Source organism: Arthrobacter sp. P4_H3 (assembly GCF_056400885.1).
Window position 1 is genome coordinate 1 of sequence record NZ_JBFUKK010000018.1, and the last position, 22,897, is coordinate 22,897.

Sequence of the window (22,897 nt, forward strand, 5' to 3'; positions counted from 1 at the left end):
ACGGTTTCGTTGCAGGGAACACAACCACAACTAAATAACAACACCACTAATGTTGTAACCACAAAGTTTTCCCAACCCCCGCACMTGCCGGGGTCCGGGTAGAAGGGTTACGGCGGTCATAGCGTGGGGGAAACGCCCGGTCCCATTCCGAACCCGGAAGCTAAGACCCACAGCGCCGATGGTACTGCACCCGGGAGGGTGTGGGAGAGTAGGTCACCGCCGGACAACCATTAGGTCGAGAGCCTCCAGACACAGTCTGGAGGCTCTCCCACTTTAACCACCCCGCCAAACCCACAACCCCGTTCAACCACCCACACCGGACCCCGGAACACCAGGACCCTCTCGCACATCCTGCACCAAAAACCAGGACCCTCCCGCACATCCCGGGCCCCTTCCGGGCAACCCCCTCTCACCCCCTCCACAGGCCGGCCGGGCACCCAAGGTTGCCACCGCCGTCGTCACTCAACGGAAACTGAGAGAGCATCCACGAAATATCCCCCGAAAACTGAGAGAGCATCCACGAATTCCCCGCAAAAAGTGAGAGAGCGTCGCCCTGAGATTTGGCTGGGATCCGCGAACCCGTTCCCCTGTTGCCCTGGGGCGCGGCTGAGGTCCAGTCGGTCTGGGAGTGACTGCCGGACCGGAGGCGGAACTCGTTCATCATTGAGCTGGATTCGTTGGCCCTGTGAGGCTTGACACGAGAGTGCCTTGCGGGTCCGGTGCGGTTAGTTCGTGAGCGGTGACTCGCCTAGAATTGCATGAGATGTACGGACTTGGAAGCGCTTTATTTCGGGTTGCGTAGGATAACGAAGCACGGATAAGAGCGGCTGCGATTGCGCCAGTGGTCGGCTCACAACAGGAGGAATCCAACATGGCTGAGCACAACGGCGGAAATCGAAGCGGCAAGGATCGCGGCAGTTACGGCGGCGGCCGACCGTCAGGTGGGGGCCCGTTCCGGGCATCAAATAATTCAGGTGGCGATCCCCGCGGATTCCGGGCCAAGGATGACCGCGGTGAGCGTCCGTCGCGCGAAGGGACCGGTGATCGTAAGCCGTTTGGTGAGCGTCCGTCCCGTGAGGGTGGCGGTGAGCGTCGCAGCTTTGGTGCGGGTGATCGTGATCGTAAGCCGTTTGGTGAGCGTCCGTCCCGTGAAGGCGACCGTGACCGTAAGCCGTTTGGTGAGCGTCCGTCCCGTGAGGGTGGCGGTGAGCGCCGCAGCTTTGGTGCGGGTGATCGTGATCGTAAGCCGTTTGGTGCGGGTGATCGTGATCGTAAGCCGTTTGGTGAGCGTCCGTCCCGTGAGGGTGGCGGTGAGCGTCGCAGCTTCGGTGCCGGTGATCGTGACCGTAAGCCGTTTGGTGAGCGTCCGTCCCGTGAGGGTGGCGGCGAACGTCGCAGCTTCGGTGCCGGTGATCGTGACCGTAAGCCGTTCGGTGAGCGTCCGTCCCGTGAAGGCGACGGCGAACGTCGTAGCTTTGGCGGCGGCGACAACCGCAAGCCCTTCGGTGACCGCCAGGAGCGTGCACCACGGAGTTTTGACCGTGGCGAATCAGGCCCTCGCGAGTTCGGCCGTGACCGTCCCGAGGACCGTCCCACCCGCGTCCCGAACGCCCGCGACCTGCGCAGTGCCAACCGTCCCGACCGTGAGCGTTCTCCCCAGATCGACGATGACGTCACGGGCCAGGAGCTGGACCGCGCTACCAAACACGAGATCAAGACCCTCGAAGCCAAAAGTGCAGAGTGGGTTGCGCGCCACCTGGTAATGGCCGGGCGCCTCATCGACGAAGAACCGGAACTCGCGTTCCAGCACGCCCTGGCCGCCAGCCGCCGTGGCGGACGCCTGTCTGCAGTCCGCGAAGCCGTGGGTCTGACCGCCTACGCTGCGGGCCACTACGGCGAAGCCCTGCGGGAATTCCGCACCTACCGCCGGATCAGTGGCTCTAACGTGCACCTGCCTGTTATGGCCGACTGCGAGCGGGGCCTGGGCCGTCCCGACCGCGCCCTCGATGTCGCACGTTCCGAGGAGGCCAACGACCTCGACGCACCGGGCAAGGTTGAACTGGCCATCGTGGCCGCCGGCGCCCGCACGGACCTTGGCCAGCTGGATGCTGCCGTGGCCGAACTGGAAATCGCCCAGCTGGACATCAACCGCGCCTTCTCCTACAGCCCGCGGCTTTTCCGCGCATACGCAGATGCCCTTGCAGCTGTGGGCCGCGAACAGGAAGCCGGGAAGTGGCAGCGCCAGGCCGTTGTTGCGGAGAATGCGCTCGGTCTCGGAGCCGACGAGGAACCCGACATCATCGACCTCGGCTGGGACGAGGAAGAGGAAGCCCGCGAAGAGGAAGCACGGCGCCGCCTGCTCGCCGAACAGAAGGCTGACAGCGCTCCCGCCCCCTCCGCAGCCGTTCCGGACGCAACTCAGGCAGCCGTTGTCGAGGCCGCAGCGTCGGACGCCGCCGCTCTCGATGAAGGTTCTGACGACGCCGAGTCTGATTACTTTGAGTCCGACGACGCTGAATCGGACGAGGACTCCGTGGAGGAAGACGAGTTCGAGGCCCGCGGCACCGATGAGGCCGGCTCCGATGAGGCCGGCACCGATGAAGCCGGCACCGACGAAGGCGCCCACGATGCCGGCGATTCGGATTCCGCACAGTCGGCCAGCGGGAAGGAATAGCCGCGCATGAGCGCTGATTCATTGATCTCAAGGTTCGACGCCCTGCTCTCGGACCTCGACGGTGTTGTCTATGCCGGCCCCCACGCGATTCCGGGTGCCGTTGAGGCACTCCGCCAGCTGGCCGGAATCGACGTCGGGCTTGGCTACGTGACCAACAACGCCTCCCGGACACCCGCGCAGGTGGCGGCTCACCTGCGGGATCTTGGCGCTCCCGCAGAAGACGAACAGGTTGTCAGTTCGTCGCAGGCTGCCGGCGAGCTGCTGGCCGGCCTCCTCCCGGCAGGGGCCCGGGTGCTGATAACGGGCAGCCCGGCGTTGGCACATGAGGTGGAGCTGGTGGGGCTGACTCCGGTTCACAGCGCCAAGGAAAATCCGGTGGCCGTGGTCCAGGGGTTCAATCCCGAGATCGGCTGGAAAGACCTCGCCGAAGCCTCGTACGTCATTGCCGGCGGTGCCCTCTGGGTGGCCACCAACACGGACATGTCCATCCCGCAGGCCCGCGGCATGGCTCCGGGCAACGGAACCCTGGTGGCTGCCGTCGCGGCGGCCACCGGGCAGCGGCCGCTGGTTGCCGGAAAACCCGAGGCCCCGCTGTTCCGCACCGCCGCTAAGCGGCTCAGTTCCGAGCGGCCGCTCGTGGTCGGCGACAGGCTGGACACCGACATCCTCGGCGGGAACAACGCCGGGTTCGCCACCGTGGCGGTGCTCACCGGCGTCGACACCCGCGAGTCGATCCTCGCCGCCCGCACGGCCGAGCGGCCTGACTACCTCATCAATGACCTCAGCGATCTGTACCGCCCGTACTCCGTTGTAGAGGAGCACGACGGCGGCACGTTCCGTTGCGGTGCGGCCTCCGCCGTCGTGCGGGGGGAAGCAGTCCACATCAGTGGAGTTCCGGGGGACCTCGACTCGTGGCGCGCGGCCTGCTCGGCGTGGTGGACAGCCAATCCGCAGGCGGCCGCTCCTCTGGCGCCGGCCGTCGAGTGGCTGACGCACTAGGCCGACTCACTAGACTGGGAATATGACCGAGCTGAACAATTTTCCGGAAACGGACTCAGATCGGGCTGGGGTCAGCTGGCCTGCAGCTCCGGCCGGCGACGGCGAGCCGGCCAGCCACAACACGGGCGCAGTGCAGGACGCCACAGTTGCCGCTGTGCTGGGCCGCCTGGCCGACATTCCGGAGCTGCCCGTTGGCGGGCACGCGGAGGCCTACTCTGCGCTTCACGATGCACTGCTGGACGCCCTGAACGAAGACGACCCGTCGGCTGCGGGTGACGACTGAGGATGGCCAGGCTGGACCAAATGCTCGTCACCCGGGGACTGGCGAGATCACGCACCCATGCCGCGCGACTGATTGCCGACGGCAAAGTCAGCTCGGACGGCACCGTATTCGCAAAAGCCTCCACCCAGGTGGACGACCTCACACCGCTGGACATCGCCGACGACGGTCAGGACACCTACGTGAGCCGGGCCGGCCACAAACTGGCCGGGGCACTGGACGCTTTCCCGGAAGTCACCGCGGAAGGAAAACGCTGCCTGGACGCCGGTGCCTCCACCGGCGGCTTCACGGAGGTCCTGCTGCGGCGCGGCGCGGAACACGTGGTCGCTGTCGACGTCGGGCACGGCCAGCTGGTTCCCGAGCTCAGGAACGACCCACGGGTCTCGGTGCACGAGGGCCTGAACGTGCGCTACATGACGCCGGACCAGATCGGCGGCCCGGCCGCGGTGACGGTCGCGGACCTGTCGTTCATCTCGCTGACCCTTGTCCTGGAGCCGCTTGCGGCGTGCACGGATCCCGGCGGCGACCTCGTCCTGATGGTCAAGCCGCAGTTTGAGATCGGCAAGGACCGCCTGGGCCGCACCGGAGTGGTGAATTCCGAGCGCGAACGCCGGATGGCGGTAGAAAAAGTCGCCAATGCGGCGCTCGACGCCGGACTGGATCTGCACGGCCTCGCGGCGAGCCCGCTGCCAGGCCAGGACGGAAACGTCGAATACTTCCTGTGGATAAAGCGCAGGATCACCACAGACTTGCCTAAGATCGAAGAGCGGGACGCAGCCGTTGCTGCGTTGCTCGGAACAATCTGGCCGAACCACTAGAAAGCGGAACCCGATGAGCAGGCGTGTACTGGTCCTTGCCCACACCGGCCGCGAGGAATCACTGAAGGCTGCCTGGGAGGCGTGCATCCAGCTGCATGCCTCCGGCATTGTCCCCGTGATGCAAAAATCAGAGCTCGAGGACATGGAGGGGTTGTTCGGCAGGCTCGAAGACCCCGTGGAGATCCTCCACGACCACATCCAGCTTCCCGACGTCGAGCTGGTCATGGTCCTCGGCGGGGATGGCACCATCCTCCGGGCCGCGGAACTCGTCAGGGAAGTGGATGTGCCTCTACTGGGCGTCAACCTGGGCCATGTTGGCTTCCTGGCCGAAAGCGAACGTGCCGACCTTGCCCAGACCGTGGAATGGATCGCGAGCCGCGACTACACGGTGGAAGAACGGATGACCATCGACGTTCAGGTCTGGGTCAGGGGACAGAAAATCTGGCACACGTGGGCCCTGAACGAGGCCGCCATCGAGAAGGGCAACCGGGAACGGATGCTCGAAGTGGTCACCGAAGTGGATGAGCGCCCGCTGACATCGTTCGGCTGCGACGGCGTGGTGATGGCTACGCCCACCGGATCAACCGCGTACGCCTTCTCCGCCGGCGGCCCGGTGGTTTGGCCCGAAGTGGAAGCCCTGGTGATTGTTCCCATCAGCGCCCACGCGCTGTTCGCCAAGCCGCTGGTGGTCTCGCCCCGTTCCAGGCTGGCCGTGGAGGTCCTGAACCGGACCGATGCCCAGGGTGTGCTGTGGTGTGACGGCCGCCGTTCGGTGGACCTCCCGCCGGGCGCCCGCGTCGAAGTGACCCGCTCGGCCACGCCGGTCAGGCTGGCGCGGACGCACCAGACACCGTTTTCGGCGAGGCTGGTCCGTAAGTTCCAGCTCCCCATCCACGGCTGGCGCGGGCCCATGCCCCAGGCAGAGTCCGTCCATACCGGGCCCGTACCCATCATCCGTACCCCCAGGCCCATGGTGCCGCCTGCGGGTCCCCGGCCCGCCGGGACGTCCGAGACTGATCCGACGACTGCGAAGTGAACCATGCTTGAAGAACTGAGAATCCGCGACCTCGGCGTCATCACCGACGCAACCCTCCCGCTCGGCCCGGGCCTCAGCGTCGTGACCGGTGAAACCGGCGCCGGCAAGACCATGGTGGTCACCGCCGTCGGGCTCCTTTTGGGTGCCCGGTCGGATGCGGGCGCCGTGCGGAGCGGCGCGAAAAGCGCCTCCGCGGAGGCCGTGCTCAAACTCGACGCCGGACACGTGGCCGTCGTACGCGCGCTGGAGGCGGGTGCGGAGGTGGAGGAGTTCGACGGCGGCGCTGAACTGATCCTTGCCCGTCGCCTGGGTGCGGACGGACGCAGCCGTGCGTACCTTGGCGGCCGCGCCGCCCCCGTGGGGGTCCTTGCCGAGATCGGCGAGAGCCTGGTGGTGGTCCACGGCCAGTCTGACCAGATCAGGTTGAAGGGGGCGCTTGCCCAGCGCGGTGCCCTGGACAAGTTTGCCGGCGACACCCTGGCCGGCCCGCTGGGTACTTACCAGGCCCTGTACAGCCACTGGAAAGCCAGCCAGGCGGAACTGGACTCGCTGCGGGGCGCGGCCCGGGACAGGCTGCGGGAGGCAGAGTCGCTGGAGATCGCGTTGGCTGAAATCGACGAGGTGGACCCGCAGCCGGGGGAGGACGAGTCCCTCAAGGCGGAGGCCGTGAAACTGGCCAACGTCGAAGAGCTCAGGATCGCGGCGAACACCGCGCACCAGGCGCTCATCGCGGAGGACTACGGTGATGAGGGCGACGCCACCACCCTGGTGGACGCGGCGAAGCGCACCCTGGAACATGTGGCCGAGCACGACGCCGAACTCGGCGCGGCCGCCGCCCGCCTGGCAGAGGTGGGCTTCCTGCTGAACGACATCGCCACGGAACTGGCGAGCTACCAGGCAGGACTGGACTCTGAGGGTCCGGAGCGGCTCGCGGAAATCGAGGACCGGCGGGCCGCCCTGGCCAAGCTGGTCCGCAAGTATGCCCCCAGCATCGACGAGGTCCTGGTGTGGGCGGAGAACGCGCGCGTCCGGTTCGACGAACTGCAGGACGACTCCACCCGGATCGAGGCGCTCGAGGCGGAAGTCGCCCTGACCGAGGCGGAACTGAAGAAGCAGGCCGCCGCGATCAGCAAGGTCCGGGGCAAGGCCGCCAAGGACCTCTCGGCACGGGTCAGCGCCGAACTGAAGGCCCTTGCCATGGCCGACGCGACTCTGGTGATCACCATCGAGCCGGCCGCCCAGCTGATGCCGTACGGCGCCGACGAGATCTCGTTCCTGCTCCAGCCCCATTCCGGCGCGCCGGCCCGGCCGCTGGGCAAGGGCGCCTCAGGCGGTGAACTGTCCCGCGTGATGCTGGCCATCGAGGTGGTGCTCGCCGCAGTGGATCCGGTGCCCACCTTTGTGTTCGACGAAGTGGATGCCGGCGTGGGCGGGCGGGCCGCCGTCGAGATCGGCCGCCGGCTGGCCATGCTGGCCCGGCATGTGCAGGTCCTGGTGGTCACGCACCTGCCTCAGGTCGCCGCGTTCGCGGACCAGCACATCACCGTCACCAAAACATCGGTCAGGGGGGCCGACGGCGGCACCGCCACCGGGTTCACCTCCAGCGACGTGCGGCTGCTCGATGGCCCCGAAAGGGTCAAGGAGCTCGCGCGGATGCTTGCCGGCCAGGAGGATTCCGAGACAGCCCAGGCGCACGCCCAGGAGCTGCTGGACGACGCCAAGCTGCTGCCCCAGCGGGCCTGAACGCGGAGGTCGGAGGCGGGGCCTAAGGGTGCTGCAGGCGGCCCGCCGCCCGGACTATCATCGCGTGCACCACCAGGGGATGCAGCACGCGGACAGGCGCGAAGTACAGCCGGCCCCGCCAGCCCTTGAGCCGCACTGTGGTGGTGACCCGAAGGAGCCGGGCTCCGGCGTCGAACGCCACCCCGCAGCGGAAGTCCAGGTGCTTGTCGTCGGCGCTGATGAGCGCCTCCTCGCCGCGGACATCCGAGACGGCGAAGACACCCTGCGGCGCCCTGTTGATTCCGACCAGGCCCACCAGGGCCTGGCGCAGGCCCATCAGTGCCGTCACCCATGCCGGCATTGACTGCGGCGAGAAGAGCGTCTCCGCCCAGACCCGCGGATCGGAAGGGCACCCCGCCGGTACTGGGACCACAATCACATCGGCATAGTCCGGGACCGGGATCGAGTCGAGCGCGAGGGACCTGAAGATGGGGCTGGAGCCCGCCCGGGCCAGCTCCTGCGGGTGTTCCCGGGTTTCGCCGGACAGATCCTCGGTGGTCACCCCTTGATAGTAGGGGGACGGCACGGGAGACTGAGGCATTTGGGGAATCCGATTTTCGACCCGTGGAAGGCTCAATTGATGATAGGCTCGAATTCCGTGGTGCAGCGATCAAATTCCCGTGTAAATTCCCGGTTCCCGGGCTCGTCCAAGACGACCAAACACATCTTCGTCACCGGCGGTGTGGCGTCCTCGCTAGGCAAGGGACTGACGGCTTCGAGCCTCGGACACCTGCTGCGGGCACGCGGTTTGTCTGTAACTATGCAAAAGCTCGATCCTTATCTGAACGTGGATCCGGGCACGATGAACCCCTTCCAGCACGGCGAAGTCTTCGTGACTGACGACGGTGCCGAAACGGACCTCGACGTCGGCCACTACGAGCGCTTCCTCGATGAGAACCTCGAAGGCTCGGCCAACGTGACCACCGGCCAGGTGTACTCCACGGTCATCGCCAAGGAACGCCGCGGCGAGTACCTCGGCGACACTGTCCAGGTCATTCCCCACATCACCGATGAAATCAAGCGCCGGATGCGCCTGCCCGCCGAGGGCAAGAACGCTCCGGACGTCATCATCACCGAGATCGGCGGCACCGTAGGCGACATTGAGTCGCAGCCGTTCCTCGAATCCGCCCGCCAGGTGCGCCAGGACATCGGCCGCGGAAATGTCTTCTTCCTGCACGTCTCCCTTGTGCCGTACATTGGCCCGTCGCAGGAACTGAAGACCAAGCCCACGCAGCACTCCGTTGCCGCCCTGCGCTCCATCGGCATCCAGCCGGAGGCGATCGTGATCCGTTCGGACCGCGAAGTCCCGCAGCCGATGCGCGACAAGATCGGCCGTATGTGCGATGTCGACATCGACGCTGTCATCGGCTGCCCGGATGCCCCGAGCATCTACGACATCCCGAAGACCCTGCACACGCAGGGCCTGGATTCCTACATCGTCCGGGCCCTGGATCTTCCGTTCAAGGATGTTGACTGGACCAGCTGGGACAAGCTGCTCGAAGCGGTGCACAACCCCAAGCACGAGGTTGAAGTCGCCCTGGTCGGCAAGTACATCGATCTGCCGGACGCCTACCTGTCGGTCACTGAGGCCCTGCGTGCCGGCGGCTTCGCCAACGACACCAAGGTCAAGATCCGCTGGGTGCCGTCAGACGAGTGCGAAACCCACGAGGGTGCGGTCAACTCATTGTTTGGCGTTGATGCCATTTGCGTGCCCGGCGGGTTCGGCATCCGCGGGCTCGAAGGCAAACTTGGCGCGCTGAAGTTCGCCCGCGAAACCAAGCTGCCGGTCCTGGGCCTGTGCCTGGGCCTTCAGTGCATGGTCATTGAGTACGCCCGGAACGTGGTGGGACTCGAAGGCGCATCGTCCAGCGAATTCGAACCGGACTCCAAGTACCCGGTTATCGCCACCATGGAAGAGCAGCTGGACATCGTCGACGGCAAGGGCGACCTTGGCGGAACCATGCGCCTTGGACTCTACGAAGCCAAGCTCGACGAAGGTTCCGTGATTGCCGAGACCTACGGCAAGACCACCGTCAGCGAACGCCACCGTCACCGCTACGAAGTCAACAACAAGTACCGTGACCAGATCGCGGCGAAGGGCCTCGTGTTCTCCGGAACATCCCCGGACGGCAAGCTTGTGGAGTACGTGGAGCTTCCCCGTGAAGTCCACCCGTACTATGTGGCCACGCAGGCGCACCCCGAGCTCAGCTCCCGGCCCACCCGGCCGCACCCGCTGTTCGCGGGCCTGGTCAAGGCTGCCTTGGACCACCAGAGGGGCGGGGACGTCCTTCCTGCCGCCAAGGGTGCGGAAACAGGCAGTGCGGAAACAGGCAGTGCGGTAACACCGGCTGAGACCGGCGGCACTGCCCGCAAGGTCCCGGCCAAGTAAACCCCAACTAAATCAAAGGACGGCGCGATGCCCGGTATGCCTGAAACCCCCAATGCTGCACGGCAGGTTTCGGATGCGCCGAGCCCGCGCCGTCTTTTGTCGTCCCGGAAGGTGTACGAAGGACGCATCTGGGACGTTGTCAGCGACAGCTTCCAGCTCAGTGAACACGGCGACGAACTGGTCCGTGACTACATCGACCACCCGGGGGCGGTGGCTGTCCTGCCGATGAATGACGCCGGCGAGGTGCTCCTGATGAAGCAGTACCGGCATCCCGTGGGTATGGACCTGTGGGAGATCCCGGCCGGGCTGCTGGACGTCGAGGGCGAGGACTTCGTCGTGGGCGCCGCGCGCGAGCTTGCCGAGGAAGCGGACCTGGTGGCCGGGACCTGGAACGTGCTGGTGGACTTCTTCAACTCACCGGGGTCCTCCAGCGAGGCGATCCGTATCTACCTGGCCCGGGGCCTGAGCGACGTACCCGATCACGAACTCCACGTGCGCACGGATGAGGAAGCGGAGATTGAACTGCACTGGACGCCTTTGGACGAAGCGGTGGCGGCCGTCCTGGCGGGCCGGCTGCACAACCCGTCCGCCGTCGTCGGGATTCTTGCCGCGGCGGCTGCCCGTGCTGACGGCTTCGAGCATCTGCGTCCGGCAAACGCCCCCTGGCCCGCCCATCCCAGCCAGCGTTGATGGGCAGCACCGTCACTCCCGCGCCGGAACGCTCCGGGGCCGAGCACGCACTGGCGGAACCTCCCGTTGCCCCGGCTTTGAAAGCGGCACCGGCGCAGCCCGGCAAGGCTGACCGGCCGCGCAATGCCATTGACCGCGCCGTCAATGACTATCTCCAGCACATGGGCGTGGAGCGCGGGCTCGCTGCAAACACGCTCTCCGCCTACCGCCGGGACCTTGCCCGCTACGCAAACTACCTCGCCGCGCACGGCCCCGAGCGCCCGGGTGACGTCACCCGCCGGCACGTCACCGGGTTCGTGCAGGCACTCGCCGACGGCTCCGACGGCGGGACAGCCCTCGGCGTCAGGTCCGCTGCAAGGACTGTGGTGGCTGTCCGTGGCCTGCACAAGTTCTGGGCCCTGGAAGGAATCACGACGGCGGATCCCGCCAGCGATGTCCATCCGCCGATGCCCGGCAAGCGGCTGCCCAGGGCCATCAGCGTCGACGAGGTCACCCGGATCCTCGAAGCGGCCGGCACGGACACGGCAACAGGCCTGAGGGACCGGGCCCTGCTCGAATTCCTCTATTCCACCGGCGCGCGCATCAGTGAAGCGGTGGGCCTGGACGTCGACGATATTTCGCTGCAGCCGGACCAGGCCGGCCCGGCGATCGTCAGGCTGTTCGGCAAGGGGTCCAAGGAACGCCTGGTGCCCCTTGGTTCCTACGGCGCACGTGCCCTTGACGCCTACCTGGTGCGCGGACGGCCGCTGCTCGCCGCCAAGGGCAAGGGCACGCCGGCGCTGTTCCTGAACGCCCGTGGCGGTCGCATCAGCAGGCAAAGCGCCTGGACCATCCTCAAAGCCGCGGCGGACAAGGCCAACATCACCAAGGACGTTTCCCCCCACACCCTCCGCCATTCCTTTGCCACGCACCTGCTGGAAGGCGGGGCGGATGTCCGGGTGGTCCAGGAACTTCTGGGACATGCCTCGGTCACCACCACGCAGGTCTACACGCTGGTCACTGCCGATACCCTCCGCGAGATTTACGCCGCAGCCCACCCCCGCGCACTCGGCTGAACTCCTCGGCGACGCAGGGGAGAATTATTTTTCCGCCGAATGTAATAACTGTGCCCCCGCCAGACACTTAACGGTTAGCACGTGAGTAACAGGATATTTGGGGGAGGAATGTTGGTTACAAGGGAACGCTCATTCACGGCGTTGCACTCGGAGAACTTCGGACGTATTACCGGTACATCGCTTATCGAATCAGCGATACAGACCGGGCGGAGGAGCTCGCCGGGGACGTCTTCAGGATTGCCTGGGAGAAAGACCTCCCGGAAGAACCCGGGATTGGCTGGCTCATCGCGGCCGCCCGGAACGTTGTGGCCAACGAATACAAGGGCCGCAACCGCCAGCAGCTGCTGCGGGAAGGTCTGCAGGAGCGGGCGAGGGTCGCAGCGGCGACCACTGACAATGAAAGCGACGCGGTGGCAGACGTCCTCGCGAAGCTGAATGAGAAGCATCGGGAGGTCCTGATGCTCGCCTACTGGGACGGGCTCACCACAGCTGAACTCGCCGAAAGCCTCGGCTGCTCCACCTCCGCTGCAGGCGTCCGCCTGCACAGAGCCAGGAAAGCATTCGCCGGCGTGGTCCCGGCACACCTGATGAACGAAAGGACGGCCTAGCCATGGATCGGATCGAACAGCTCATGAAAAACGCAAAACCGCAGATTCCCGGTCCCCGGCAGCAGTCCGTCCCGGCCAACCCTGGGCCGGCAGGCGGCGAACCGGAGGCACAGGCTTCCCACACGTTCTCCGGCACCTTCTCCGGCACCTTCACCGACGGCGACGGCGACGGCGTTACTTCCCTGGACCGTGCACGTCAGTCCAAACGCCGCACCGCTATTCGCGCCGGCGTCGCGGGACTGGCAGCGGCGGCCGTGGTGACACTGGCGGTAGTGGCCGGCAACATGGGTGCCATTAACTCTCCGTCGCCCGGACCGGCCGCCAGCAACACGGCCAGCGATGCAGCTCCCTCGCCCAGCCCGTCTGCAAGCCAGACTGCCACTGCGGCAACAACCCCGGCCTCACCGTCGGCGTCCGCAGCACAGTCATCGGCGCCGTCGTCTGTGCCGCCAGCAGCAGCCTGGCAGACCTTCGCCAGCGCCAACGGAAAGGTCGCCTTTGACCACCCGGCAGGCTGGAAGGTGGTGCCGCTCTCGGGGGACGGAGTGGGCAACGTTGTGAAGCTCCAGGTGACCGACAGTGCCGGCAAACCCGTCGCGGACCTCGTCTACGGTGATACCGGGGGTGCCCTGGGCGGCGCGTGCAGCAGCGAACCCCGGGCGTACACCGTCCTGGACACCGTGGAGATGCAATTGCCCTACAACTCCGGCGCGAGTGAGGTCACACCAAGATTCACCTTCCGTGCCCTCGAGACCGGATCCGGCGTCAACGCATCGTTCGGCATCACCACCCGCAGGGCCGGTGCAGATGGACAGTCGTGCATGTTCTACAACGTGGTGAACGGCCCCCAGGAGTCGCCGGTCTACATGTTCGCGGACTCGCTGCAGGTGAACTCCGCTCCTTCGCCGGAGGGTGCAACGGGTGCCAAATCGTTCAGCAGCGTTGCCGAAGCCCAGGCATACATGCAGACGTCCGCCTACCTCGACGCCAAACGCATGATCACGTCGCTAAAGATCACTGCTGGCTGAACCCGGCCGGGTTACGCTGTTGACCATGACCTCCGTTCCCGTGACCCTGTGTTTCCTGCTTCGGGACGCCGAAGCAGGGCTGGAGGTCCTGCTCGGCCTGAAGAAAACCGGATTCGGCACCGGCAAGATCGTGGGCCTCGGCGGTCACGTCGAAGCAGGCGAAAGCGACGCTGAAGCGGTGTGCCGGGAGGTTCTCGAAGAAGCAGGCGTCATGGTCCGGGAAGCGGACCTCCGGCACGCCGGCGTCGTGGAATTCGTGTTCCCCTCGCGTCCGGAATGGAACATGCATACGCGCCTGTTCACCACGCGGCGCTGGGAAGGCGAGCCGACCGAGAGCGCCGAAATCGCACCGGAATGGTTCCGTGCGGCGGCGCTTCCCGCGGACCGAATGTGGCAGGACGCTGATCACTGGCTCCCGGTGGTGCTCACGGGAACGGAGATCGACATTGTGATTGTCCTCAACGATGACAACGAAACGGTCCGGAAGGTGCTGGACAAAGCAGGCAACCGGTAGACGCACATCAGGTATATGGCAAGGCGTCGGCGTGATCCGCCGGCGCCTTTGCTGTCCCCGGCATCGGCAAAAACAGCAGGAGAATATCTCCAACAGAATGTAACCGCACCACCGCCTGCCGGAAACTACACAGTTAACCTGCAGAACAGGGCACTACGTCATAGGGGGAAACCGTGCTTTCTGAGCGTGAACTGGCATTTATTGCCCTTCACAAGGACAACTACCCGCGGGTGTACTCGTACATCCGGCGCCGGATCGATGATGCGGAGCTCGCCCAGGAGCTCGCAGCCGATGTCTTCCGTGTGGTCTGGCAGAAGCCGCAGACGACCGAGTCTGAAATCGCCTGGCTGCTGACCATTGCCCGGAACCTGGTGGGAAACGCCTACCGGGCCAGGGACCGCCAGCAGGCGCTCCAGGAAAAGCTTCGCTTCGCCACCGCAACCACTTTCGAAGGCAGCGACGAGAACGCGGCAGTACACGATGCCATGGCCGCGTTACGCGAAAAGGACCGGGACATCCTGCAGTTGGCCTATTGGGACGGGCTGACCATGGCCGAAATAGCCGGAGTGCTGCGGTGCACTGAATCTGCCGCAAAGGTCCGGCTGCACCGGGCACGGACGGCATTCAGAAAGCACCTGCCGGCCCACTCGGAATCGATCACACAGAAAATGGGTGCATAACCATGGATCCGATCAAGAACCTGATTGAAGGTACGGACCCGCTCCACGCCGATTCTGCCGTCATTCCTGACGGTGAAACCGCCCTGCGCCGCATGCTCTTCGAGCCGGCAGCCTTCAGCGACGACGCAACCGTTGGCATCGCTTCCCTGGATGACGCCCGACGGCGCCGCCGCGCCAAAGTTGCCGGGCTGGTGACCATTGCGGCAGCGGCCGTCGCCGCCGGCGTGCTGGTGGCCGGCAACCTCGGAGCCCTGACCTCAGCGCCCGAGCCCGCAAGCACCGTAGGAGCCACCGAAAGCGCCACGCCGACACCGTCGGCTACCGCCAGCGCGGCGGCGACCCCCACCGGAAGCGCACCGGCAGTGCTGAGCACCAACGGAGTGGCGTGCACCGTCGCGAACATCGACCAGATGCGCAACGACCGGCAACAGGTCCGCGGACCGATACCGGCCAGCGAACAGAAGTACTACTCGGTACTTGGTTGCGCCGAGGGGTGGCTCGCGTACGCCGTCTCCGATGACGGCGTCTCGAATCTCCAATTGGACGGAGGCAACGCCTGGTATCTGATCGCCAAACTTCAGGATGGCCGCTTCTTCACGGACTTCACCCAGGTGTGGTCCAGCGTCTTCACCTGGAAGTTCCATGCCCTCAACAACGACGTTTCGCAGAACGGCCAGCAGGTCACCCCCCAAGAGGCTATGGACAAGGAGTTTGCGGACAAGGGAATCCCGGTTGAACTTCGCCAGCGGCTTGTGGGCGACGGTCCAACACCGGCCGACACAGGAGGGGCTTCGTTCCAGCAGGCTTCCCAAGGACACATCGTCACTTTTCAGCATCCCGGCGCTTTCAAGGTCCAGTCCGGAACGGCCGGGCAGGTTGACGGGCCGCTGACGCTGCAGGTTGCGGACGGCTTCGATACCCGTATTGCGAGCCTGGCTTTTGGTGGGCCAGCGGCTGTCGATTTTGACATCTCCTGCGGACCGCAAGGCGGCTTTGAAATCCTCGAATCGGTTCCTGTGCCGGGGCTTACGGATCCGTCGGCCAGGCTGGTCTATGGTGTCTTTACGGGTGAGCCGCTGCGCGGGGCGTTGCTGGTAGCCCACGTAGCAGACGCCGGTGAGCAAACATGCGCGTTGACTCCGTTCCGGGTGGACGGCCTGACGCTAAATTTTGATACCGGGCTGGCGCAACCGAGCGACGCCGGAGCGATTGACTTGAGGTTCGACAATACGGAAGTGGCACGAGGCTGGACTGCCAGCCCCGAATACAACCAGATAGCCACGGTGCTGGGAACGCTGCAGGTGACACCCCAGCACGGCTGACAACGTGCTGGCGTTCCGGCCCACTAGGTTGGATCAATGAGCGCAGCCCTCGTCTCCCTTTGCTTCCTGCTCCGCGACACCATCGCGGGGCAGGAAGTTTTGCTTGGCCTGAAGAAAACCGGTTTTGGGACCGGAAAGGTCGTTGGCGTGGGCGGGCACGTCGAAGCCGGGGAACGGCCTGCAGAAGCTGCATGCCGGGAGGTCAGGGAAGAAGTCCACGTGGAGGTCGCCGAGCATGATCTGGTGCTCGCCGGAACTGTGGACTTCGTGTTCCCTTCCAGGCCGGAATGGAACATGTTCACCACGGTTTACCTCACCGAACGCTGGGACGGTGAACCCGGTGAGAGCGAGGAGATAGCACCACAGTGGTACCCGGTGCACCGACTGCCGGTTGAGCATTTGTGGGCCGACGCTGAACACTGGCTTCCTGTTATGGTCTCCGGTCAGCGTGTTGCCGTGCAGGTGGTCCTTGCCGAGGACAACGAGAGCGTAGCGGAGGTCCACAGCGAGGCCTGGTCCCGATTGCAGTAGGCCTGCGCCTGCGCCTGCGCCTGGCTCGGCTTCGCCGAAGCGTCGCCTGCGCAAGTTTCACGGCAACGGCTCGGTCATCTTGAAGCCAAGGTGACCGGGCCGCCGTCGTACGCTCAGTGGCACCTACGAAAGGTGCCGTTCCTCCACGCCGTTGTACTCGCTCAATGGACGGATGAGGGAGTTGGCATCGAGCTGCTCCATGATGTGCGCGGTCCAGCCGGTGATGCGGCTGGCAACGAACAGGGGAGTGAAGGTATCAGTGTCGAAGCCCATGAGGTGGTACGTGGGCCCGGTGGGGTAGTCGAGGTTCGGTTTGATTCCCTTGGCCTCGTCCATCGCTTGCTCCAGCCCGTTGTAGAGCCCCAGGAGTTCCGGACGGCCGTAGTGCGCGATCATCTTGTCCAGGGCGGCCTTCATGGTGGGGACGCGCGAGTCGCCGTGCTTGTAGACACGGTGGCCGAAACCCATGACCTTCTTCTTCTGGGCAAGGGCATCCTCCATCCACGCCTTCGCCCGGGCGGCGGCGTCCTCCAGGGATTCCTCCGGCCGGATGCCGATCTCGTCGAAGGTGTGCATCACGGCTTCGTTGGCGCCGCCGTGCAGCGTTCCCTTAAGGGCGCCGATGGCGCCGGTCACGGCGGAATGCAGGTCCGAGAGCGTGGACGTGATCACGCGTGCCGTGAACGTGGAAGCGTTGAAGGAGTGCTCGGCGTACAAAATCATGGAGACATTGAAGGCGTCCACCACTTCGGGGACGGCCTCCTCGCCGAACGTCATCCAGAGGAAATTGGCGTCGTAACCCAGGTCGCCGCGGGGCTCCACCAGGTCCTGGCCGTGACGGCGGCGCTGGTCGTAGGCCACGACAGCCGGCATCGCGGCGAACAGATCCATGGCCTTGGCCAGGTTGGCTTCGCGCGAGGAGTCCTCGGCGAGAGGGTGCCGTGCGCCCATGACCGATGCCGCCGTCCGGCAGACATCCATCGGGTGGGAGGTGGTGGGCAGGGCGTCGATCACCTGTTTGACCACCGGATCCAGGGCACGTCCGGCCCGTTCCTTTGCCGTGAACTCGGCCAGCTGCTCCGGGGTGGGCAGCTCGCCGTTCCAGAGCAGGTAGGCCACTTCCTCGAAGCTGCACCTGGCGGCCAGTTCCTGGACCGGGTAGCCGCGGTAGAGCAGCGAGTTCGTGTCTGAATTGACCTTGGACACCGCGGTGTAGTCCACCACGACGCCGGCGAGGCCCTTTTTGATCTCATTTTCAGCCATGCTGAAACTCCTTCGTTCCTTGTGCCTGTGGGCCGGCCGAAGCCGGAAGTCCGGGATGGTTGGGGGTCAGTGGGTACCTGGAACCTTGAAATTGAAGACTCCGGTGTCAAAGCGGTTGTAGGCTTCGTAATCCACGAGGTCGTACAGCCGCGCACGGGTCAGCATGCTCTCTACCTGTGCCTCCTGGGTGCCGTCGGACCTGATCGATTCCAGAGTACGCTCCGCGGCGCCCATGGCACTACGGAGCAGCGTGACCGGATAGATGACCATGTTGACGCCGACGCCCTGGAGCTGGTCGACCGTGAACAGATCGCTCTTGCCAAACTCGGTCATGTTGGCCAGGATCGGTACATCCACTGCATCACGGATGGCTTGGAATTCGCTGAGATCCTTCATGGCCTCAGGGAAGATGGCGTCTGCACCCGCCTCGACGAGTGCCTTGGCGCGTTCCTGTGCCGCTTCCAGCCCGTCCGTGGCGCGGATGTCCGTCCGGGCCATGATCAGGAAGTTGGCGTCGCGGCGGGCATCCGCCGCGGCGCGGATGCGCTTGGTGGCGGTGTCCAGGTCCACCACGTTCTTGCCGTCGAGGTGGCCGCAGCGCTTGGGGTTGAACTGGTCCTCGATGTGGCAGCCGGCAAGGCCGGCGTTTTCGAGTTCCTGGACGCTGCGGGCAACGTTCATGGGTTCGCCGAAGCCGGTGTCTGCATCCACGATGGCGGGCAGGTCGGTCATTCGGGCGATCTGCCCGGCCCGTGTGGTGACCTCGGTGAGGGTGGTCAGCCCGATGTCCGGCAGGCCGAGGTCGTTGGCCAGGACGGCGCCGGAAATGTAGACACCGGCGAAGCCCTTTTCCTCGATCAGCCGCGCCGAGAGCGGGTTGAACGCGCCGGGGAACTGCTGGATGGTCCCGGACGCCAGGAGCTCGCGGAGCCGGATCCGCTTCTGTTCCGGGGTGACCTTGGAGTACAGCATTTAGAACAGTCCCTTGGGGGCGGCGGCGAGGTCGATGACGCCGTCGGCTGCTGTGATGTTGAGCTGGTCCAGCTCGCCGGCGGCCAGTTCCGGGAGCCGGGCCGCGGCGGCAAGGAACCGTTCGATCTCCTCTTCCGCGACCAGCCCCGCGGCGAGGGTCCGGAATTTGTTGACGTACTGTTCCCGGGCGAACGGACGGGCACCGAGCGGGTGGGCGTCGGCCACGGCGATCTCATCGGTGATGACGGTGCCGTCGTTGAGCGTGATCTCCACGGAGCCGCCGAAGGCCTTCTCCGCGATGTCCAGGGAGTGGTAGCGGCGGGTCCATTCCGGGTCCTCCACCGTGGTGACCTTGTGCCACAGCTCCACGGTGTCGGGCCGGGCTGCACGTTCCGGTGCGTAGGAATCCACGTGGTGCCAGGCGCCGTCCTGCAGCGCGACGGTGAAGATGTACGGGATCGAGTGGTCCAGGGTTTCGCGGCTGGCCGTGGGGCTGTACTTCTGCGGGTCGTTCGCGCCGGAGCCGATCACGTAATGGGTGTGGTGGCTGGTTTTGATCAGCACGGACTTCACGTTGGCGGGGTCGGTCACCTCGGGGTGTTCGCCGTGGAGCTTGCGGGCCAGGTCGATCCAGGCCTGGGCCTGGTACTCGGCGGAGTGTTCCTTCGTGTAGGTGTCCAGGATGGCGCGCTTGGCCTCACCGGGCGTGGGCAGCGGCACCATGTAGGACGCGTCGGGGCCATCCAGCATCCAGGCGATGACGCCGTCCTCGCCTTCGTAGATCGGGACGGGGGAGGTCTGCCCGCGCATCGAGCGGTCCACCGCCTCGACAGCCATCTTCCCGGCGAAGGCCGGGGCGTGGGCCTTCCAGGTGGAGATCTCGCCCTTGCGGGACTGGCGGGTTGCGGTGGTGGTGTGCAGCGCCTGGCCCACGGACTGGAAGATGGTCTCCACCTCGAGGCCCAGCAAGGTGCCGATGCCGGCAGCGGCGGACGGGCCGAGGTGGGCCACATGGTCGATCTTGTGCTTGTGCAGGCAAATGGCCTTGACCAGGTTCACCTGGATTTCGTAGCCGGTGGCGATGCCGCGGACCAGGTCCGCCCCGCTGGAGCCTACGTGCTGGGCGACGGCCAGGATCGGCGGGATGTTATCGCCCGGGTGGGAGTAGTCAGCGGCCAGGAAGGTGTCGTGGTAGTCGAGCTCGCGGACCGCCACGCCGTTGGCCCAGGCGGCCCACTCAGGGGATACACGCTCGTCGATGCCGAAGACTTTGGATCCCTGGCCGCCGGTGGTGGGTCCGTGCGTCAGGGCCTGGGCGCGCGCTGCAATGATCGGCGCGCGGTTCAGGGAGGCGATGGCCACCGAGGCGTTGTCGATCACGCGGTTGATCACCATGTCGGTGACCTCATCGGAAACGGCGACAGGATCGGCCGCGACCATCGCGATCTTGTAGGCTAGCTGGTCCTCGCGGGGCAGGTTTTCCTCGCTCTTGTAAACGCGGACGTGGTGTTCCTTGACCATGGTGCTCCTTTTAGTGAGGTGTATGCGCAACTTTGACGTGGGAAAGACTTCGGTGCAGGTGAAGAGTGGTGGCAGCCTGGGCCAGGCGGGGATTCCGGGCGGCGATCGCTTCTGCAATGGCGGCGTGCTCGGCGGCGGCGGCCGTGAGCCGCTGCGCGTCGTCGGCGGCCAGCCTGCGGACCCGGACCAGGTGCACCCGCAGGCTGCGCATCGCCTGGGCGAGGTAGGCGTTGGATATTGCCGCATCGATGGCTGTGTCGAGCCGGCCCACGAGCTCGTAGTAGGCGTGGCGGTTGGGGTCGCTGCTGTTGATCAGTGCCGGGGCCTGTAGCAGTTCGAGACGGAGTTGCTCGAAGGTCGCGGCGTCGCCGCGCTCGGCGGCCAGCGCCGCCGCCTTTCCTTCGAGGGTTTCGCGCAGTTCGAAGAGTTCGTCGATGTCCTCCAGTGAAATGTCGGTGACGACGACGCCGCGGCTTCCCGCCGTCGTCGTCAGGCCTTCTGCGGTCAGCCGGCTCAGGGCCTCCCGAAGGGGAGTGCGCGAGATGCCGAGCCGTGCCGACTGCTCCACTTCCGCGAGCACCGTTCCGGGCAGGAGGCGCCATTCGATGATGTCGTCGCGGAGGGCCGCGTAGGCCTTGTCGCTGGCGCGCATCACTGCCTCCTTCATTGGTTGACGATCATCAGTGTATACACAGAAGGCTATTTTGCCCAGCAAAAGCTCAACTACAGCTAAATTCCTACCTTCTGTGTATACAAAGAGCTTGTGCGTGCCACCGGCCGGGGCTAGCATGGGCGTCATCACAATGTCGTGGACGGGATGCATCTCATGGTTACCAGGAGTTATCAGGACACTTATGCACAGAGCCTGGAGGAGCCGGATAAATTCTGGCTGGATGCTGCCGGAAAGATCTCCTGGGCAAGGCCTCCGCAGCAGGCCCTGGATTCCAGCCGGGCACCGCTGTACAGCTGGTTTCCGGACGGCGTCCTGAACACTTCCTACAACGCCCTCGACCGCCACGTGGCAGCCGGGCGGGGCGAACAGGATGCGCTCATCTACGACTCCGCCATGCTCGGGACCCGGCGCCGGTACAGCTACGCGGAGCTCACCGCACTGGTGGCCCGCTTTGCCGGTGTGCTGCGCAGCCAGGGTGTGGGCAAAGGGGACCGGGTGGTCATCTACATGCCAATGATTCCCGAAGCCGCCATCGCCATGCTGGCAACGGCGCGGCTTGGTGCGGTCCATTCTGTGGTCTTCGGCGGTTTCGCGCCCAAGGAGCTCGCCGCCCGTATCCGGGACGCCGCACCATCCGTGTTGGTCACGGCGTCCGGCGGCATCGAACCTTCGCGCCGGATCGAATACCTGCCCGCGGTGGAGGAAGCCGTCCGCCTGGCCGGCGCCCCCGGGCTCCCCGTTATTGTCACGGCGCGGGATGGATTTGCCTCCGCTGCTTCGGACTACCCCGGCTGGCTGGACTGGGAAACGGAGATGGCGGCCGCAACGCTGGCAGCGCCGGTCGACGTCAAAGCCACAGATCCGCTCTACATTCTCTACACGTCCGGAACCACAGGCACTCCCAAGGGAGTGGTGCGGGACAACGGCGGCCATGCCGTGGCGCTCAGCTGGACCATGGAAAACGTCTACGACATCGGGCCAGGGGACGTCATGTGGACCGCTTCCGACGTCGGCTGGGTGGTGGGGCACTCCTACATCGTCTACGGCCCGCTGCTGGCCGGGGCCACCACCGTCCTGTACGAAGGGAAACCGGTGGGCACGCCTGATGCTGGTTCCTTCTGGCGGGTGATCCAGGATCACAAGGTCAATGTCCTTTTCACCGCGCCCACCGCGCTCCGTGCCATCCGGAAGGCCGACCCTGAGGCGAATCTGTTGGGGGACTATGACATCTCCAGCCTCCGGACACTCTTCGCCGCGGGGGAACGGCTCGACACGGACACCTTCCACTGGGCCTCACGGGCACTGGGCGTCCCGGTGGTGGACCACTGGTGGCAGACCGAGACGGGCTGGGCCATCTGCGCCAACCCGCGGGGACTGGAAGAGCTGCCGATCAAGGCAGGATCGCCGAGCGTTCCGATGCCGGGGTTCAAACTCAACATCGTCGACGGACTGGGGGAGGACGTCGGAGCGGGGACTGAAGGCAACATAGTGCTGGGGCTGCCGCTGCCGCCCGGCACGTTGACCACCCTCTGGGGCAACGACGAACGCTACGTCTCCTCCTACCTGCAGGCGTTCGAGGGGAGCTATGCCACCGGTGACTCCGGTTACCGGGACGAGGACGGCTACGTCTTCGTGATGGGCCGCACTGACGACATCATCAATGTTGCGGGACACCGGCTGTCCACCGGTGCCATGGAGCAGGTCCTCGGCCAGCACCCCGCGGTGGCCGAGTGCGCGGTGATCGGCCTCTCGGATCCGCTGAAGGGCCAGCGGCCCAGCGGATACGTGGTGCTCAAGGCTGGCGTGGACGTGCCCGAGGACATTCTGGTCAAGGACCTGATCGCGCTGGTCCGCCGGGACATCGGGGCGGTTGCGGACTTCAAGCACGTGGCAGTGGTGGAAGCCCTGCCCAAGACCCGTTCGGGCAAGATCCTCCGCAAGACCATGCGGCAGATCGCCGACGGCGAGGAGTACGTGGTGCCGTCCACGATTGAGGACGCCGGGGTCATCGACCAGCTGATCGGGACACTTCGCCCCGCCGGCCCCCGGAAGTAACAGGCAG

21 protein-coding genes and 1 rRNA gene are annotated in these 22,897 nt (G+C 65.6%); 17 read left to right on the forward strand and 5 right to left on the reverse strand.

Translation table 11 applies throughout. The annotated features are described in order from the left end of the window. The first annotated feature begins 108 nt into the window (after window positions 1–108). The 7 genes from rrf (at window position 109) to recN (ending at window position 7,550) form a co-directional block, all read left to right on the forward strand. Window positions 109–225: ribosomal RNA gene (rrf, locus tag AC1DRE_RS19430) — 5S ribosomal RNA — on the forward strand. Window positions 226–871: 646 nt separating this feature from the next. After that, complete coding sequence (locus tag AC1DRE_RS19435) at window positions 872–2,674, forward strand: hypothetical protein (protein WP_476986148.1); 1,803 nt, start codon at window positions 872–874, stop codon at window positions 2,672–2,674. Between the two features lie 6 nt (window positions 2,675–2,680). Continuing rightward, complete coding sequence (locus tag AC1DRE_RS19440) at window positions 2,681–3,673, forward strand: HAD-IIA family hydrolase (protein WP_476986149.1); 993 nt, start codon at window positions 2,681–2,683, stop codon at window positions 3,671–3,673. A gap of 22 nt (window positions 3,674–3,695) precedes the next feature. Beyond that, window positions 3,696–3,956, forward strand: a complete 261-nt coding sequence (locus AC1DRE_RS19445; RefSeq protein WP_476986150.1) for a hypothetical protein — start codon at window positions 3,696–3,698, stop codon at window positions 3,954–3,956. A gap of 2 nt (window positions 3,957–3,958) precedes the next feature. Then, window positions 3,959–4,771, forward strand: coding sequence for a TlyA family RNA methyltransferase (locus tag AC1DRE_RS19450; protein ID WP_476986151.1), 813 nt, complete (start codon window positions 3,959–3,961; stop codon window positions 4,769–4,771). 13 nt (window positions 4,772–4,784) lie between these two features. Continuing rightward, window positions 4,785–5,807 carry an NAD kinase gene (locus AC1DRE_RS19455; RefSeq protein WP_364128490.1) on the forward strand — a complete coding sequence of 341 codons (1,023 nt, stop codon included), beginning with the start codon at window positions 4,785–4,787 and terminating at the stop codon, window positions 5,805–5,807. Between the two features lie 3 nt (window positions 5,808–5,810). Further along, window positions 5,811–7,550 (forward strand): DNA repair protein RecN, encoded by a 1,740-nt coding sequence (gene recN, locus AC1DRE_RS19460; protein ID WP_476986152.1) that lies wholly within the window; start codon window positions 5,811–5,813, stop codon window positions 7,548–7,550. Window positions 7,551–7,572: 22 nt separating this feature from the next. On the opposite strand, the gene AC1DRE_RS19465 is transcribed toward recN, so the two are convergent. Continuing rightward, a complete protein-coding gene (locus tag AC1DRE_RS19465; RefSeq protein ID WP_476986153.1) occupies window positions 7,573–8,091 on the reverse strand; it encodes a DUF2867 domain-containing protein in 519 nt (172 codons plus the stop codon). A gap of 78 nt (window positions 8,092–8,169) precedes the next feature. Here AC1DRE_RS19465 and AC1DRE_RS19470 point away from each other — a divergent pair, with 78 nt between their 5' ends. The 9 genes from AC1DRE_RS19470 to AC1DRE_RS19510 all read left to right on the forward strand — a co-directional run bounded on the left by AC1DRE_RS19470 (window position 8,170) and on the right by AC1DRE_RS19510 (window position 16,406). Further along, window positions 8,170–9,978 carry a CTP synthase gene (locus AC1DRE_RS19470; protein ID WP_476986154.1) on the forward strand — a complete coding sequence of 603 codons (1,809 nt, stop codon included), beginning with the start codon at window positions 8,170–8,172 and terminating at the stop codon, window positions 9,976–9,978. A gap of 27 nt (window positions 9,979–10,005) precedes the next feature. Beyond that, entirely contained in the window at window positions 10,006–10,668 is a 663-nt protein-coding gene (locus AC1DRE_RS19475) for an NUDIX domain-containing protein (RefSeq protein ID WP_476986155.1), read from the forward strand. Beyond that, window positions 10,668–11,723 (forward strand): site-specific tyrosine recombinase XerD, encoded by a 1,056-nt coding sequence (xerD, locus tag AC1DRE_RS19480; RefSeq protein ID WP_476986156.1) that lies wholly within the window; start codon window positions 10,668–10,670, stop codon window positions 11,721–11,723. Before AC1DRE_RS19475 ends, xerD begins: the two co-directional genes overlap by 1 nt. 188 nt (window positions 11,724–11,911) lie before the next feature. Then, window positions 11,912–12,331, forward strand: a complete 420-nt coding sequence (locus AC1DRE_RS19485) for an RNA polymerase sigma factor (protein WP_476986208.1) — start codon at window positions 11,912–11,914, stop codon at window positions 12,329–12,331. Window positions 12,332–12,333: 2 nt separating this feature from the next. Beyond that, the gene (locus AC1DRE_RS19490; protein ID WP_476986157.1) at window positions 12,334–13,359 is read left to right on the forward strand and encodes a hypothetical protein; all 1,026 of its coding nucleotides are present in this window, start codon (window positions 12,334–12,336) and stop codon (window positions 13,357–13,359) included. 25 nt (window positions 13,360–13,384) lie between these two features. Next, window positions 13,385–13,873, forward strand: coding sequence for an 8-oxo-dGTP diphosphatase (locus tag AC1DRE_RS19495; protein WP_476986158.1), 489 nt, complete (start codon window positions 13,385–13,387; stop codon window positions 13,871–13,873). Between the two features lie 173 nt (window positions 13,874–14,046). Next, a complete protein-coding gene (locus AC1DRE_RS19500) occupies window positions 14,047–14,553 on the forward strand; it encodes an RNA polymerase sigma factor (RefSeq protein WP_476986159.1) in 507 nt (168 codons plus the stop codon). A 2-nt stretch (window positions 14,554–14,555) separates the two neighbouring features. Further along, the gene (locus AC1DRE_RS19505) at window positions 14,556–15,875 is read left to right on the forward strand and encodes a hypothetical protein (protein ID WP_476986160.1); all 1,320 of its coding nucleotides are present in this window, start codon (window positions 14,556–14,558) and stop codon (window positions 15,873–15,875) included. Window positions 15,876–15,911: 36 nt separating this feature from the next. Further along, entirely contained in the window at window positions 15,912–16,406 is a 495-nt protein-coding gene (locus tag AC1DRE_RS19510; RefSeq protein WP_476986161.1) for an NUDIX domain-containing protein, read from the forward strand. Window positions 16,407–16,529: 123 nt separating this feature from the next. On the opposite strand, the gene AC1DRE_RS19515 is transcribed toward AC1DRE_RS19510, so the two are convergent. The 4 genes from AC1DRE_RS19515 to AC1DRE_RS19530 all read right to left on the reverse strand — a co-directional run bounded on the left by AC1DRE_RS19515 (window position 16,530) and on the right by AC1DRE_RS19530 (window position 20,814). Then, complete coding sequence (locus tag AC1DRE_RS19515) at window positions 16,530–17,669, reverse strand: bifunctional 2-methylcitrate synthase/citrate synthase (protein WP_476986162.1); 1,140 nt, start codon at window positions 17,667–17,669, stop codon at window positions 16,530–16,532. A gap of 66 nt (window positions 17,670–17,735) precedes the next feature. Continuing rightward, window positions 17,736–18,641 carry a methylisocitrate lyase gene (gene prpB, locus AC1DRE_RS19520; protein ID WP_476986163.1) on the reverse strand — a complete coding sequence of 302 codons (906 nt, stop codon included), beginning with the start codon at window positions 18,639–18,641 and terminating at the stop codon, window positions 17,736–17,738. Beyond that, window positions 18,642–20,162: an MmgE/PrpD family protein gene (locus tag AC1DRE_RS19525; protein WP_476986164.1), complete on the reverse strand. Its 1,521-nt coding sequence runs from the start codon at window positions 20,160–20,162 to the stop codon at window positions 18,642–18,644. A 10-nt stretch (window positions 20,163–20,172) separates the two neighbouring features. Continuing rightward, window positions 20,173–20,814, reverse strand: a complete 642-nt coding sequence (locus AC1DRE_RS19530) for a GntR family transcriptional regulator (RefSeq protein WP_476986209.1) — start codon at window positions 20,812–20,814, stop codon at window positions 20,173–20,175. Window positions 20,815–20,988: 174 nt separating this feature from the next. Here AC1DRE_RS19530 and AC1DRE_RS19535 point away from each other — a divergent pair, with 174 nt between their 5' ends. After that, the gene (locus tag AC1DRE_RS19535) at window positions 20,989–22,890 is read left to right on the forward strand and encodes an AMP-binding protein (protein WP_476986165.1); all 1,902 of its coding nucleotides are present in this window, start codon (window positions 20,989–20,991) and stop codon (window positions 22,888–22,890) included. Window positions 22,891–22,897 lie beyond the last annotated feature (7 nt).

What these genes read in the sequence shown, in the direction of transcription:
- AC1DRE_RS19435 (WP_476986148.1), top strand. Translation starts at nt 872, where the DNA reads ATGGCTGAGCACAACGGCGGAAATCGAAGCGGCAAGGATCGCGGCAGT.
- AC1DRE_RS19440 (WP_476986149.1), top strand. Translation starts at nt 2,681, where the DNA reads ATGAGCGCTGATTCATTGATCTCAAGGTTCGACGCCCTGCTCTCGGAC.
- AC1DRE_RS19445 (WP_476986150.1), top strand. Translation starts at nt 3,696, where the DNA reads ATGACCGAGCTGAACAATTTTCCGGAAACGGACTCAGATCGGGCTGGG.
- AC1DRE_RS19450 (WP_476986151.1), top strand. Translation starts at nt 3,959, where the DNA reads ATGGCCAGGCTGGACCAAATGCTCGTCACCCGGGGACTGGCGAGATCA.
- AC1DRE_RS19455 (WP_364128490.1), top strand. Translation starts at nt 4,785, where the DNA reads ATGAGCAGGCGTGTACTGGTCCTTGCCCACACCGGCCGCGAGGAATCA.
- recN (WP_476986152.1), top strand. Translation starts at nt 5,811, where the DNA reads ATGCTTGAAGAACTGAGAATCCGCGACCTCGGCGTCATCACCGACGCA.
- AC1DRE_RS19470 (WP_476986154.1), top strand. Translation starts at nt 8,170, where the DNA reads ATGATAGGCTCGAATTCCGTGGTGCAGCGATCAAATTCCCGTGTAAAT.
- AC1DRE_RS19475 (WP_476986155.1), top strand. Translation starts at nt 10,006, where the DNA reads ATGCCCGGTATGCCTGAAACCCCCAATGCTGCACGGCAGGTTTCGGAT.
- xerD (WP_476986156.1), top strand. Translation starts at nt 10,668, where the DNA reads ATGGGCAGCACCGTCACTCCCGCGCCGGAACGCTCCGGGGCCGAGCAC.
- AC1DRE_RS19490 (WP_476986157.1), top strand. Translation starts at nt 12,334, where the DNA reads ATGGATCGGATCGAACAGCTCATGAAAAACGCAAAACCGCAGATTCCC.
- AC1DRE_RS19495 (WP_476986158.1), top strand. Translation starts at nt 13,385, where the DNA reads ATGACCTCCGTTCCCGTGACCCTGTGTTTCCTGCTTCGGGACGCCGAA.
- AC1DRE_RS19505 (WP_476986160.1), top strand. Translation starts at nt 14,556, where the DNA reads ATGGATCCGATCAAGAACCTGATTGAAGGTACGGACCCGCTCCACGCC.
- AC1DRE_RS19510 (WP_476986161.1), top strand. Translation starts at nt 15,912, where the DNA reads ATGAGCGCAGCCCTCGTCTCCCTTTGCTTCCTGCTCCGCGACACCATC.
- AC1DRE_RS19515 (WP_476986162.1), bottom strand. Translation starts at nt 17,669, where the DNA reads ATGGCTGAAAATGAGATCAAAAAGGGCCTCGCCGGCGTCGTGGTGGAC.
- prpB (WP_476986163.1), bottom strand. Translation starts at nt 18,641, where the DNA reads ATGCTGTACTCCAAGGTCACCCCGGAACAGAAGCGGATCCGGCTCCGC.
- AC1DRE_RS19525 (WP_476986164.1), bottom strand. Translation starts at nt 20,162, where the DNA reads ATGGTCAAGGAACACCACGTCCGCGTTTACAAGAGCGAGGAAAACCTG.
- AC1DRE_RS19530 (WP_476986209.1), bottom strand. Translation starts at nt 20,814, where the DNA reads ATGCGCGCCAGCGACAAGGCCTACGCGGCCCTCCGCGACGACATCATC.
- AC1DRE_RS19535 (WP_476986165.1), top strand. Translation starts at nt 20,989, where the DNA reads ATGGTTACCAGGAGTTATCAGGACACTTATGCACAGAGCCTGGAGGAG.